We start from the raw sequence: 13,999 nt of genomic DNA, 5'->3' as shown, positions 1-13,999 counted from the left end.
TAGTTCTGCCTTAAATTTAGTGCAATGCTTTCACTAAAGCAAACGTTTGCACAATCTTATCTTTCAACCCGCCCCAATCCTTACTTTCAATCACTTTTTTGGACAATAAATTAGACCCCATGCCTACGCAGACCACACCTGCGTCAAACCATGCCTGGACGCTCTCTTTGGTTGGTTCCACCCCCCCGGTGGGCATAAATTTCATGCCGGGGAACAGCGGCTTGATAGCATTTACAAAGCCCGGCCCCAGCACATTACCAGGGAACAGCTTTACAAGCTTTGCCTCCAGTTTCTCTGCTACAGCGATCTCGCTGGGCGACATACATCCGGGGATCCAAAGGATATTGGCAGTACGGCAGTACTCTCCTGTTGTTGCTTCTGTGATAGGGCTCACGATGAAATCGGCTCCCATACCGGTGTAGGTTTCAGCATCTGCCGCACTTTTGATGGTGCCGATGCCCAGGTACATATCCGGCATAGACACCAGCTTTTTATCGCGCATAGCGGCAAAATTGCGCCGGGCATTCTCTCCGCGATTGGTAAATTCAAATACCCGGATGCCTGCTTCGTAGCAGGCCTGCATTACCTGTATACACACTTCCTGGTCATCATGATAGAAGACCGGTATGATGCCGCTGCGTTCAAAGGCAGCTATGATGGTTGCTGGTTGTGGAGGCATAATTGTTTTCGCTGTTTACGTGATCAATGTAAGGTTTTCAGACGGATCCGTTCAGATCAGTTTTTGAATGTCTGCTTTTTCCGTTTTGTTGAAATCCCCTTTTACGAACAATTTAGAATAAGCGGCTGCTGCGGCAAAAGAGATCGTCTGCTGCGCGTCAAAGCCTTCTACCAGGGAATGGATCAGCCCTGCCATAAAGCTATCGCCACTGCCAACGCGGTCTATCACCTCATTGGTCTCATATTGCCGGGAAACCGTTTGCTTACCCTGGTGGTAGTAAGTAGCATAATACAGGTTGTGTGTGGGCCCATCTGAGAAACGGAAGGTGAAGGCCACATGTTTACAACGCGGATATTTCTCTGTTATTTCCTGTGCTACTTTGATAGCCTGTTCCAGGTAGATCTCTTTCTGGTTCTTTTCCAGCGCGACGGTATCCAGTGCAGTGTCCAGCATCTGGTGGGCAGCCCATATATTGCCCATGATCACGTCGCAGTATTGTGTGAGCTCCGGCATTACCTGGAAGGGTTTGGCGTACTGCCATAGCTTGCTGCGGTAGTTAAGATCGGTGGAGATGATGAGCCCCTTACGGCGGGCAGCTTCCAGGGCTTCTTTGCACACAGTGGCCGCCTGCTGGCTCAGTGCAGGGGTGATGGCGCTCCAGTGAAACCAGTTGGCGCCTTCCAGCAAGGTGTCCCAATCTGTGGTACCGGGCTGGATCTCGCTGAAGGAGGAATATTTACGGTCGTACACCACCTCTGCATGCTTCAGGTCACTGCCCTGCGCCAGGTAGTAGGCGCCGATGCGGTCGCCACCCCAGAGCATGCGGTCGGTAACAATACCGGATTTTTCCAGCTGCTCCAATACCTGTTTGGAAAGGCCGTTATCGGGCACTTTACTGATATACGATACCGGGGTGCCCCAACGCGCCAGGGATGCGGCCATATTGGCCTCTGCCCCGCCTATATATAGCGCTGATGTGTGCTGATCAAATACTGGCGAAAAACGAAATAAGATCTCTCCGTAAGAAATAACTTTTACTGGCTTCATCAGAAATTAAAATAAGCTTTAGCGTTATTGTAGCAAATATCCTGCACCATTTTACCAAGCCAGTTAACATCAGCCGGTAATTCACCATTTTCAACATCGTTCCCCAGGAGGTTACACAAAATACGCCGAAAATATTCATGACGGGAGTAGGAGAGAAAACTTCTTGAATCGGTCAGCATACCTACAAAACGGCTGAGCAGCCCCATATTGCTGAGGGCGTTCATTTGTTTTTCCATGCCGTCTTTCTGATCCAGGAACCACCAACCGGAGCCGAACTGCATTTTGCCGGGGATGGAGCCATCCTGGAAATTGCCCATCATAGTGGCAAATACTTCGTTATAGGCCGGATTGAGGTTATAGACAATGGTACGGGCCAGCTTATCTTTTTTATCCAGCGCATCGAAGAAAGCAGACATGTTCTCTGCTACCTGCCAGTCGCCGATGGAATCTACTCCCGCATCAGCGCCGATACGGCGCAGCAACCGGCTGTTGTTATTGCGGATAGCTCCTACATGAAATTGCTGTGCCCAGCCTTTTTCATGGTTCCATTCACAAATGCTGTGCAGGGTGGCAGATTTAAACTGCAAGGCTTCTTCCGCTGTAACGGCATTGCCTGCACGCAGCTTATCAAAGATCCGCTGCACGGCTGCTTCTGTAAAGTCTGCCGCATAGAAGGTATTGATCCCATGATCTGAGAGACGGCCACCGGCAGCATGAAAATAATCATGCCTGTTGCGCAGGGCGTCTAACAGTGTTTGATAGCTATTGATCGTGATGCCCGCGGCTGCGCCCAGCTTGTCGATATAGGCGTTGAAGGCCGGTACATCTTCTACGATCATAGCTTTATCCGGACGGAAAGTAGGTAATACTTTGATGCCAAAACCTTTCTGTTGTAAGGCCTTATGATGCGGCAGATCATCTGCAGGATCGTCTGTGGTGCAGAGCGCCTCCACCTTAAAATGCTGCAGCAGCGCGGGCGCTGTCCACTGAGAGAGCTGGGCATTACAATGCTGGTAGATCTCTTCTGCATTCTCTGCATTGAGCTGTTGCTTCACACCGAAAGGGTTCAGCAGCTCCATGTGCGTCCAGTGATAAAGCGGATTGCGCATGGTATATGGCACCGTAGCCGCCCAATGTTTGAACTTGGTGAGATGATCCGCGTTGCCGGTGATGTATTCTTCCGCCACTCCGTTTGCACGCATGGCCCGCCACTTGTAGTGGTCGCCTTGCAGCCACATGGCGCTGAGGTGCTCAAACTGCCGGTTGCCAGCGATATCCTCGGGCGGAAGGTGGTTGTGATAATCAATTACAGGCATGCCTTTGGCATACTCATGATATAAACGCTTAGCCGTTTCTGTTTGTAGTAAAAAATCTTCTGACAAAAATTGCTTCATATCTGTTGCTTCATATACGTGAAAGTTCCATACTATTTAACTGCTTTACCAAGGCCTGCTGCGTAGACCAATGCGCCTTCCTGCAGCATGGCAGAGAGGTGCCCTGCAACTACTTCAGTAAAGCCGGGCAGCTGGTTGAGATCCGCTTCCCATAACTTACTGTCTGCACAAACCTGCTGAACAAATTTTGCTATTGCTGTATTGTTCCCGGTATCCACCCCTTTCCAATAGCCGGCGAATACCGCGGCGTTATCATCAGTGATAAGGTATTGCTCTGCAGCAGCCCTGGCTCCGTAATACTTGCCCCCTTCCTCTTTTACCGGCCGCAGGAACAGCAGCATGGCTGCAAAACCAATGCACATGGCTTGTGGCAGGGTCTTATACCGCTCGTAATAACGCAGGAAGGTGCGCACATTACGGGCATTCATTTTAGAGCTCTCCTGGAAGGTAATGCTGATCAGCTTATGCGCAATATAAGGATTGGCGAAACGATCCAGCACATCCTGCGCAAAGGTACCTGCCTGCGGACAAATATCCTGTATGGTAGGCAGGATCTCTTCCAGCACCACTGTCTGGAAGAAGGAACGCATATACGCATGCTCCATACATTCATATACGGTGTTGAGCCCACCAAGGAAAGCCAGGGGCACAGAAATGGTATGGCTGCCATTGAGGATCCGTAATTTCTGCTCCCGGTAAGGGGTAATGCTGGGAGCGATCAGCATACGCTCATCTGCCTTGTGGAAAGACAGTACCTGCTGTATATATGCGCCTCCTTCAATAGCCCATAACAGGAAGGGCTCTACATCGATCCAAAGGCTGTCTGTATAGCCTGCCTGCTGCTGCAATGTTTCCAGGTCGCGCGGCTTACCCGGTACAATACGGTCTACCAGCGAATTGCAGAAATGGTTTTCCGTCTTCACCCATTGTACAAAAGCTTCCGGCAGCTGGTTATGCGCCGCCAGCTTCAATACGATCTCCTGTAAGAGACGGCCGTTATCTACCACCAGTTCTGTAGGTACGATCACGAAACCAGTGCCCGTGCTTCCCTTGAAATGCTGATATCTTTCCCACAATACCGCCAGCAGTTTGCCTGGGAAAGAGGCAGGTACTCCTGTGCTGATATTCTCTGCCACATATTGAATACCTACCTCCGTGGTATTGGATATAATCACCTGTAAACCAGGTTGATGTACCGCTTCCAACACAGCGGTCCAATCTGCATTCGATTGCAAAACACGGCTAATAGAAGCGTTCACCAGGGTTTGATTAACCAGCTCTCCCTGCGCTACTCCTTTGATATGTTGTGTGTAAAGATTATCCTGGCTGGAGAACTCGGTAACAGGCCCGTCTGTAGATTTTACCACTACTACCCTGCCTTTAAAAATGCCCTGCTTGTTGGCTTTATCAACCAGGTAGTCTACCAGGCCTCTTAATAATACACCCGTACCAAACTGGAGTATTTTTTCGGGATAGCTGAAATATTCATTAGAAATTGCCAGATCCGGGTGCCCGGCCACATACGCTTTGTTTAGTACAGGTAACATGGAACTAATTTATAATATTTAAGACTTTACCCAATAAATATAAGGTTACCTTTTAAGATTTTCTAGCAATCGGGGAAAAAAAGCCCCTACCGCCTGTGAGTTAGAAGTTTGAGGTTTGAAGTTTGAGGTTCGTTAAAGGTTGAAAGTTCAAAATAAGCCTCCCAACCTCTTTTAGTGGACTGAGCCTCAACCTCTAACGATTAACGAGCCTCAAACGTTAAACTTCAAACCTCAAACGTTCAATGGCAGGATTTTCACTAACTTTGCAGCCATAATGGATTTACTATGAGCAGACATGGCAAAGTGCTGGTAGCAATGAGCGGCGGTATAGATAGCACAGTAACAGCACTGATGTTACACGAGCAAGGTTATGAAGTGGTGGGTATCACCATGAAAACCTGGGATTATGCTTCCTCCGGCTCCAGCAAAAAAGAAACTGGCTGCTGCAACCTCGATTCTTTCAACGATGCGCGTGCAGCTGCCGTGCATCACGGTTTCCCCCATTTTGTGCTGGACATCCGCGATGAGTTCGGGGATTTTGTGATCAACAACTTTGTAGATGAATACCTCGCCGGCCGCACCCCCAATCCCTGCGTGCTGTGCAATACCCATATAAAATGGCGGGCGCTGCTTAAAAGGGCAGACGCAATGGACTGTGCCTTTATTGCCACCGGGCATTACGGGCAGATACGCCAGCATAATGACCGTTATGTGATCAGCAAGGGCATTGACGAGCTGAAAGACCAGAGCTATGTGCTGTGGGGCCTGCAACAGGATGTACTGGCGCGTACCCTGCTGCCGTTGGGCCAATACCGCAAGACAGAGATCCGCCAGATGGCGTTTGATTTCGGCTACCCTGAACTGGCCAAGAAAGCTGAAAGCTACGAGATCTGCTTTGTGCCTGACAACGATTACCGTGGTTTCCTGAAGCGCCGGGTAAGCGGACTGGAAGAAAGCGTGAACGGCGGCAATTTCGTGCTGAAAGACGGCACCATCGTAGGCCAGCATAAAGGTTATCCCTTTTATACCGTAGGCCAGCGTAAAGGGCTGGATATTGCCCTGGGCCGCCCCATCTACGTGACAGGCATCATCCCCGAAACCAATACCGTGGTACTGGGCGAGGAAGAAGACCTGCAAAAGAGCGAAATGATGGTGTCCGGCATTAACTACATCAAATACGATCATATTCCCGAAGGCCTGGAAGCCACCACCAAGATCCGCTATAAGGACAAAGGCGCACTGAGCAACCTGTATAATGAGAACGGGCAGGTAAAGGTCCGTTTTTACGACCAGGTAAAGGGCATCGCGCCCGGGCAGTCTGCCGTGTTCTATGAAGGCGATGACGTGATAGGCGGCGGTATTATCCAGCGGATGTGATCATACGCTCATCTGATCTCTCCCATATTTCTTTCGTATTTTCTCATAGCGGGTGGTACTTAATTTAATCTTGTACGACTAGTAGCTTCCTGTAAAGGAAGAATAACCATTTTAAATTAAAAACCGAAAACCCTCTATGAAGAACCGCGTCACAATGTACGCGCGACGTCAACGATGTCGTGCAACGAACCTTTTCCTCTATGCTTTATCGTTCATGCTGCTGGCATTATGTATGGGCAAACCTGCTATGGCCCAGCTCAGCCGCCTCAGAGCAGATGGCCCCCGTATCGTAAACGCCAGCAACCAGGAGGTGATCCTGAAAGCAGTAGGCCTTGGCGGCTGGCTGCTGCAGGAAGGCTACATGATCAAGCCCTCCTTTGATGGCGGCGGCACCCAATGGTCTATCAAAAAAAGGCTGTATGACCAGGGGCAGTCTGACGCCGCCGTGGAAGCCTTCTATCAAAGCTGGAGAGACAATTTCATTACCAAGGCAGACATTGATTACCTGGCCTCCCTGGGTTTCAACTGCGTACGCCTCCCCATGCACTATGAGCTGTTCCTCACCAGCAGCCAGCGCGCCGTACGTAACAGTGTAGCCCGCAACTCCGGTAATTACAACAATTATGTGAGCTCGCTGACCACCTGGTACAACAACAACCAGCTGTTCAACGACGCCAGCCTGGAAGGCTTCAGAACCATCGACAGCCTGCTCAAATGGACAGCTGCCAACAACATGTACGTCGTACTGGACCTGCATGCCGCTCCGGGCGCGCAAGGCACAGACGCCAACATCTCTGATGCGCTGATGGGCAATGACCTCTGGAACAGGAGCATTTACAAAGACATTACCGTTCGCCTGTGGCAGCGCCTGTCTGCCCGTTACATCAACAACGACGGTGTTGCTTTCTATGACCTGATCAATGAGCCGAACAATGTACCCGACAACCGCTGGATCCACGATCTGTTTGAGCGCCTGATCAACGCCATCCGCGCGCAGGGCGACAACCACCTGCTGATGATCGAAGGCAACGGATGGGGCAACAATTACGATTACATGGAACCCTTTACTTTCACCAACCGGTCTAACCTGGTTTACAACGCACACCGATACTGGCTTACCAATTCTACTACTGAAACAGATCCGAACCCGAACCAGATCAACAAGATCGCTAACCTGGTGAACTTCCGCGCTACGCATAATGTACCTGTATGGGTAGGCGAAACCGGGGAGAACAATAACGCCTGGCTGAGTGAGAACATCCGCGCGCTGAACAGCAAAGGCATCGGCTGGTGCCACTGGACCTACAAACGTTTTGACAGCCAGGAGAATGCAGCCCTGCTGCATATCAATCCTCCCTACCTGATGGATGGCGCCAGCAATATGGCGGCTGTGCTGAACAACATCAAATTCGTTAACAATGTGAAGAATAACGGCACCATCGCTGCTGTTGCACCGGGCATTACGCCTCCTCCTTCACAGGGACCTGTAGGCAGAACTATCTGGCTGCAAGGATTTAACGGGCAATATGTTTCTTCTGAGAACGGCACAAAGCCAATGAACTGCAACAGGCCTACCGTACAGGGCTGGGAACAGTTCCTGGTGGTAGATGCAGGAAACGGTAAGATCGCGCTGCAAGGCACGAATGGCATGTATGTTTCTTCCGAGAACGGCGAACAGCCTATGAACTGTAACAGACCTACCATACAGGGATGGGAGCAGTTTGACTGGATCGTAAATGCAGACGGAAAGATCTCCCTGAGAGGCAATAACGGTATGTACGTTTCTTCTGAGAACGGCACCCAGCCCATGAACTGTAACAGGCCTACTATCCAGGGATGGGAAGCATTCAACTATGGCTTTGTTGGCGCTGCTGCCAGAACAACTGCTACAACACAGGCAAAATCTCTGGAAAATAATGCAAACGTTTCCATCTCTGTATATCCAAACCCGGTAGTAAAGGAAGGCACCTTCACTGTTAAAGTAGGTAAATACGACGCCAGCTCACCGGTACAGGTAGTGCTCATTGATGTGAACAAGAAAGTAGTAGCTTATCATAAGGCGAGCACAGGTACGATCACTGTTCCCGTCAATAACATTGCCAGCGGCTTCTACGTAGTGACCATCACTAATGGCAACAACACGTACACCAAAAAGATCATTATCCAATAACATATAATCATCCTGCACTGCCGCTCTGCCACGCGGCAGTGCACACTCTCCGGATCCGAATCCTATCTCTTAACCAAACCATCGTCATCATGAAAAAAACTTTATTGAACAAAGCACTGATGCTGCTCGTGCTGATCCTTGCCTCCTGCCAGGCTTTTGCCCAGTTTAAAGTAGTGGGTTATATGCCTTCCTGGTCGGGCAACGTAAGCGATATACAGTACAGCAAGCTCACACACATCAACTATGCGTTCCTGTTGCCTACTGCCACCGGCGGACTTCAGCCCATCGAGAACCCATCCAAGCTGCAAAGCCTGGTGAACACTGCCCATGCCAACGGCGTGAAGGTGATGATCTCTGTAGGCGGATGGAACAACGGCGACGACAGCGGCTTTGAAAGCCTGGCTGCCAACAGTACCTACCGTACCAATTTCGTGAACAACATTGTCAATTTTGTAAACCAGTACAACCTGGACGGTGCAGACATTGACTGGGAATATCCCAATGACGGCGCTTCTGCCAACAACTACGTAACGCTGATGACGGCGCTGTCTACCCAGATGCACAACAGGGGTAAGCTGCTGACCGCTGCCGTAGTTGCTGTTGGCGGTTCCAGCATCCTGGGCAGCGTGTTCCCGGTGGTAGATTTCCTGACCATCATGGCGTATGATGGCGATGTGAATGGCTCCCATCACTCCACCTACGACTATGCAGTACAATCGCTCAACTACTGGAGAGGCCGCGGACTGCCTAAAGAGAAAGCTATCCTGGGTGTTCCCTTCTATGGAAAACCCAGCTGGGAATCTTATGCGCAGCTGCTGGACAGAGGCGCCAGCCCGAATGCAGACTGGTTCGGCAACATCAGCTACAACGGTATTCCCACCATTAAACGCAAGACGAACCTGGCGTTTGACAACGGCGGCGGGATCATGATATGGGAATTGTCGCAGGATAAAAACAACGCCAACTCTCTCTTAACTGCCATTAACCAGGTAGTTATTGAAAGAGCCGGTGGCGGTAACCCGAATCCTCCGGGCCCTGCTCCTGTAGGACAAACCATCTGGCTGAGAGGCAGCAATGGCCTGTATGTTTCTTCTGAGAACGGTGTAGAGCCGATGAACTGCGACAGGCCTACCGTACAGGGCTGGGAACAGTTTACTGTAGTAGATGCTGGTAACGGAAAGATCGCATTGAGAGGCAATAACGGCCAGTACGTATCCTGCGAGGACGGCCTGGCGCCCATTAACTGTAACCGGCCCACTATCCAGGGCTGGGAACAGTTTGACTGGATCACCAATGCAGACGGCACTATTTCGCTGCGCGCATACAATGGCCTGTACGTTTCTTCGGAGAACGGTACCAAAGCCATGACCGCCAACAGGGCCACTGCCCAGGGCTGGGAAGTATTCAACTACGGTGTAGTGGGCGCTGCTGCCAGAACAGCTGCTACCGCTACCGCTGCTAAAGTAAAAGATCCTGCAACAGCTGTCGAAGGCGCTGCTATTGTTTATCCTAACCCGCTGGTAAAGGGCAGTCCATTTACCGTGAAGGTAGATAAATATGACGCCAGTGCTCCGCTGCAGGTAATGATCCTTGACGTAAACAAGAAAGTGGTAGGCTACCACAAGGCTAACGCCGGTACCCTGACCGTTCCCACCAGCAATATTGCGAGTGGATTCTATGTGGTGACCATTACCAATGGCAGCCATACTTACACCAGGAAGATCATTATTCAATAGCTGTTAGCTGTTAGCTATTAGCAATTAGCTAGTTGCCAGATGCTAGTAGCTAGTTGCTTAGAAAAGAGAGTGATACAAATAAAAACAACCAAAAATTAACGGGCTGGATCTATATCCGGCCCTTTTTGTTATCTTGTAAAAACAAAAGATTGAAAAGCGTGTGAAAATATCTTTACTACCCGCATACCTCATTCCTCTTGCCCTATTGCTCATCAGCGGTTTACAGTTGTCAGCCCAGGTACCCCGCTACGTAATCTCTTTTACAGACAAGCACAATAGTCCTTACCGCCTGGATGCGCCTTCCGTTTACCTGTCTGAACGCGCGCTGCAACGCCGTACACGCCAGCACATCCGCATAGACAGTACCGATCTGCCGGTGAACCCCGCTTATATTGACAGCCTGTTAAAGGCAGGCAAGGTACAGGTGGTATATACCCTGCGTTGGACCAACCAGGCTGTGATCCGTACCAGCGATGCCGAAGCCCTGCAAAAGATCCAGGAGCTACCCTTTGTAAAAGATGTGAACAGGAATGCCAACCGCATGATGGGTGACGACATGACCGATAACAAACCGCAACCGATTATCAGGGCGCCGGCGCGGCAAACAGGCACTACAGATCTTGACTACGGCAGCGCTTACACGCAGATCCATCTGCATGAAGGAGAGTACCTGCATAACCGAAGCATGAAAGGAGATGGTATGATGATAGCCGTGTTCGACGCCGGTTTTCTTTCCGTGAACAACAGCAGCTCCTTTGCCTCATTGCGTGACCAGCAGCAGATTATAGCCACTAAAAACTTTACCGATAATACGGCAGACGTATATTCCTACGATGACCATGGCACCCACTGCCTCTCCATACTCGCTGCCAACCTGCCCGGCGAGATGACCGGCACCGCGCCGGAAGCGGATTACGTGCTGCTGCGCACTGAGGAACAGGATACCGAACAACCGATCGAGGAAGTGAACTGGGCCGCCGGCGCTGAATTCGCAGACAGCCTGGGCGTAGATGTGATATCTTCTTCACTGGGCTACAATACCTTTGATGATCCCGACTTTAATCACACGTACGCCCAAATGGATGGCCATAGCCTGGCTATTACCCGGGCGGCAGACAGGGCCGCTGCCAAAGGCATGATCGTGGTAAATTCTGCCGGTAATGAAGGCAATCTTAGCTGGAGATATTTACTGGCTCCGGCGGATGGAGACAGCGTACTGACCGTGGGCGCCGTGAACAGCCAGCGGCAGGCCGCCTCGTTCAGCAGCTATGGCCCTGCAGCAGACGGACGTGTGAAACCAGACGTAGCGGGGTTAGGTGTAGGCACTTCCTTTATCACCAGCGAGGGCAGTGTTGGCGCAGGCAACGGCACTTCTTATGCCTGCCCCGTGGTAGCCGGATTGGTGGCCTGTTTGTGGCAGGCATTTCCCCGCCGCAGTAATATGGAAATACTGCAGGCCGTAAAGGCATCCTCCAGCCGTTATACGTCTCCTGATACGCGCATAGGCTACGGCATTCCCAATTTCCGCGCGGCCTATGATACACTGCTAAGACAGGAAATGACAGACTCCACCTATATCCGCGAACAGCTGGCAGGCCAGGTGATCAAAGTATTTCCCAACCCTTTTACTACGCGGCTGAATATATACTATCAATCTACTGCGGCCGCCACAGTTCATCTGCAGCTGATAGACGGCATGGGCCGTGTTACCCGGAACCGGACGGCCGCCAGCTATGGCAATTACGGCTATTTTACCTGGGAAACAGGACTGGAACAACTGCCTACCGGTATCTATTACCTGCGGATGGTGCAAGGCAATACACGGCGGGTGGTGAAGCTGATGAAATGGTGAGCGGCTTAGCCCTTCTTTATTAATCTTACTGCAAACATCGTGTCGGCGCCATGGGTATATCCTGTTATGATGCCTCCCTCCTCCTGCTGCAGGCCGGCTGATCTGCAAAGGTGCTGCACTACTGCTTCGTTCTCCTGCCTGAACACAGAGCAGGTAATATAGATCAATGTGCCACCTGGTTTTAACAGGGGGATCACATTAGTGGCAATGCTTTTCTGTAATGCGTGAAAGCGGTTGATCTTCACGCGGTCAAAGAAATAAAGATTCTCAGGAGTGCGGCCCCAGGTACCGGAACCGCTGCAGGGAGCATCCAAAATGATACCATCAAACTCACCATGGGCAAAGGTAGCAGGAGAAACAGGGTTGGTAAGATCAAGCATCCTGCTTTCATAATTGCGGATGCCTGCGGTCTCAAAGCGCTCGTGCAGGTTATGCAGAATGGAAGAGCGTATATCGCTTACCGTTAGCTTAACACCGGGCTCCTGGTCCATTAGCAACAGGGATTTGCCGCCGCTTGCGGCGCAGGCGTCCCACCAGTATTCTCCTGCTGCAGGATGGAAGAGGCGGCCTGTTTGCTGGGAGGATGCATCCTGGATCTCGTACCAGTCCCTTTGCGGGATGATGTCTTCTGTTTTAGTACTGTTGGGCAATGCCACCAGCTCGTCTGACAGCCATTCGTATGCTACATTGGCTTTGTCGAACAGGAGGGTTAATTCTCTTTGCTTTTTCTTCCTGGCACGGAGGAACAGACGGGGCTGTACAAAGAAGGAATTTGCAAAGGCTGCGGCGTCTATCCCATCAGATAATTCGTCTGTAAAGGGGAAGATGGCTGCGGGAACAGGCTGCTGTCCCTTAAAGGAAACCAGCGCCAGCTTTTCCGGGATGGGAAGCGTTACCTGTTCATTCCATTCAGGACGGAAGGCGGCCAGCATTTCACTGGGTTGTGCTTCGCACAGGAAAAGGCCCAGGAGGATCCTGTCTTTCACCGGCATTTCCTCTTTCCAGAGATGGCCCAGGCGGTAGAAAGCATAGGCCAGCTGGGAAACCCAGCGCCTGTCGCGGCTTCCCATTTGGGGATGCTGCTTGAAAAATGCTTTCAGGAAGTGATGCAACGGTAGTGTACCGTCATAACTATTGATGATGCGCTCTGCAGATGACAGATAATTTTCCCAGCGGGTCATGGGACAAAGATAAGGATTGGATAAGTGGCAGTAGTTGTTTCCTGTTTTTTCGCTATCTTACAGTAAGTATTGTACAACCCCATATCCCATCAAACCCTTCGCTGTACTGTTGACCGGATCACCCCTCTTGTATTTGTTCATCTCAAAACAACCTGTATTATGAAAACAAGACACTTTTACCTGTTCTGTTTACTGGTTCTCTCTTGTTGTGTTTTTACAGCCTGCAAGAAAATTCCTGACCTGCCTGCTTCCAAACTGGTGAAGAAAATTACCGCGTATGAACCAGGCACATCGCAGCTGCGTTATGAACGCAAGTATACCTATAATGCTGCCGGTAAGGCGGTAAGCATACGACAAACGGATTACACGGATCACGGACCAACGGTGATCACCTATACACTATCTTATAACAGCCAACAGCAACTTGATACTGTAAAACTGGACTACGCTTCGGGGTACAAGGCAGCTGTCTGGTACAACTACAATGCGGCAGGGCTATTGTCTACCTTCATATCCACTTCCTTCCTGCCTTCTTACGCCATGTACGTGAAGTATAATGAACATTGGCCCACACCAGACAGTCCACCAGCACAAATGAGCGTTTCAAATGAGATGAGTAAGCTGAAGCGCACCGATTATTATATCGGTGCTGACAACAACGTTAACAGGATGGTTACGGGCTTGTACTATGTTATTGTTGATACCACTACCCACCTGTTTACTTACGGCGCAACAGTGAACCCGGAATTTGCCACCTTACGTGCAGCGCTCTTTTTCGACTATCCCTCAGGCGGCAGCTGGCTGAACCGGGAACCGGAATTAAGCAGCCCTGAATTGCCTGTAAAACATATAGAAAGGCGCTATACGGAGACTACCACTATTTATGCTTATGAGGAGGATCGCTGTAACCGCGTTAGCAAAGCCTATGTTGTTACCAATGGGGCAAAACAACTGATCAAAAAATACGAATACTAACAAAAAAAAGGTGGAAAGTGTGATGATACACTTTCCACCTT

Annotated in this window: 10 protein-coding genes; 5 read left to right on the top strand and 5 right to left on the bottom strand. The window is 50.4% G+C overall.

Annotated features, from left to right (window positions below; genetic code table 11):
- Positions 1–16: 16 nt before the first annotated feature.
- The 4 genes from ACR9Y8_RS23290 to ACR9Y8_RS23275 are packed head-to-tail and all read right to left on the bottom strand — an operon-like array spanning position 17 to position 4,667.
- On the bottom strand, positions 17–679 hold the full coding sequence (locus ACR9Y8_RS23290; protein ID WP_481215655.1) for a beta/alpha barrel domain-containing protein: 663 nt from the start codon (positions 677–679) through the stop codon (positions 17–19).
- Positions 680–730: 51 nt separating this feature from the next.
- A complete protein-coding gene (locus ACR9Y8_RS23285; RefSeq protein ID WP_481215654.1) occupies positions 731–1,726 on the bottom strand; it encodes a PfkB family carbohydrate kinase in 996 nt (331 codons plus the stop codon).
- Positions 1,726–3,120, bottom strand: a complete 1,395-nt coding sequence (gene uxaC, locus ACR9Y8_RS23280; protein WP_481215653.1) for a glucuronate isomerase — start codon at positions 3,118–3,120, stop codon at positions 1,726–1,728. Before uxaC ends, ACR9Y8_RS23285 begins: the two co-directional genes overlap by 1 nt.
- A gap of 32 nt (positions 3,121–3,152) precedes the next feature.
- Complete coding sequence (locus ACR9Y8_RS23275) at positions 3,153–4,667, bottom strand: tagaturonate reductase (protein WP_481215652.1); 1,515 nt, start codon at positions 4,665–4,667, stop codon at positions 3,153–3,155.
- A 285-nt stretch (positions 4,668–4,952) separates the two neighbouring features.
- Here ACR9Y8_RS23275 and mnmA point away from each other — a divergent pair, with 285 nt between their 5' ends.
- The 4 genes from mnmA to ACR9Y8_RS23255 all read left to right on the top strand — a co-directional run bounded on the left by mnmA (position 4,953) and on the right by ACR9Y8_RS23255 (position 11,802).
- On the top strand, positions 4,953–6,044 hold the full coding sequence (gene mnmA / locus ACR9Y8_RS23270; RefSeq protein ID WP_481215651.1) for a tRNA 2-thiouridine(34) synthase MnmA: 1,092 nt from the start codon (positions 4,953–4,955) through the stop codon (positions 6,042–6,044).
- Between the two features lie 136 nt (positions 6,045–6,180).
- Positions 6,181–8,214 carry a cellulase family glycosylhydrolase gene (locus ACR9Y8_RS23265; RefSeq protein WP_481215650.1) on the top strand — a complete coding sequence of 678 codons (2,034 nt, stop codon included), beginning with the start codon at positions 6,181–6,183 and terminating at the stop codon, positions 8,212–8,214.
- Between the two features lie 89 nt (positions 8,215–8,303).
- Complete coding sequence (locus ACR9Y8_RS23260; RefSeq protein WP_481215649.1) at positions 8,304–9,950, top strand: glycosyl hydrolase family 18 protein; 1,647 nt, start codon at positions 8,304–8,306, stop codon at positions 9,948–9,950.
- Between the two features lie 160 nt (positions 9,951–10,110).
- Complete coding sequence (locus ACR9Y8_RS23255; protein ID WP_481215648.1) at positions 10,111–11,802, top strand: S8 family serine peptidase; 1,692 nt, start codon at positions 10,111–10,113, stop codon at positions 11,800–11,802.
- Positions 11,803–11,807: 5 nt separating this feature from the next.
- Here the strand turns inward: ACR9Y8_RS23255 and ACR9Y8_RS23250 are convergent, their stop codons facing one another.
- On the bottom strand, positions 11,808–12,983 hold the full coding sequence (locus ACR9Y8_RS23250; protein ID WP_481215647.1) for an RsmB/NOP family class I SAM-dependent RNA methyltransferase: 1,176 nt from the start codon (positions 12,981–12,983) through the stop codon (positions 11,808–11,810).
- A 159-nt stretch (positions 12,984–13,142) separates the two neighbouring features.
- On the opposite strand from ACR9Y8_RS23250, the gene ACR9Y8_RS23245 reads away from it, so the two are divergent.
- Complete coding sequence (locus tag ACR9Y8_RS23245) at positions 13,143–13,958, top strand: hypothetical protein (protein WP_481215646.1); 816 nt, start codon at positions 13,143–13,145, stop codon at positions 13,956–13,958.
- The last annotated feature ends 41 nt before the right edge of the window (positions 13,959–13,999 follow it).

The sequence above is a fragment of the Chitinophaga sp. SVR4-12A genome (assembly GCF_056754765.1).
The sequence above is the reverse complement of the archived record's forward strand: the minus strand, read 5'-3'. Positions and strand labels throughout refer to the sequence as shown.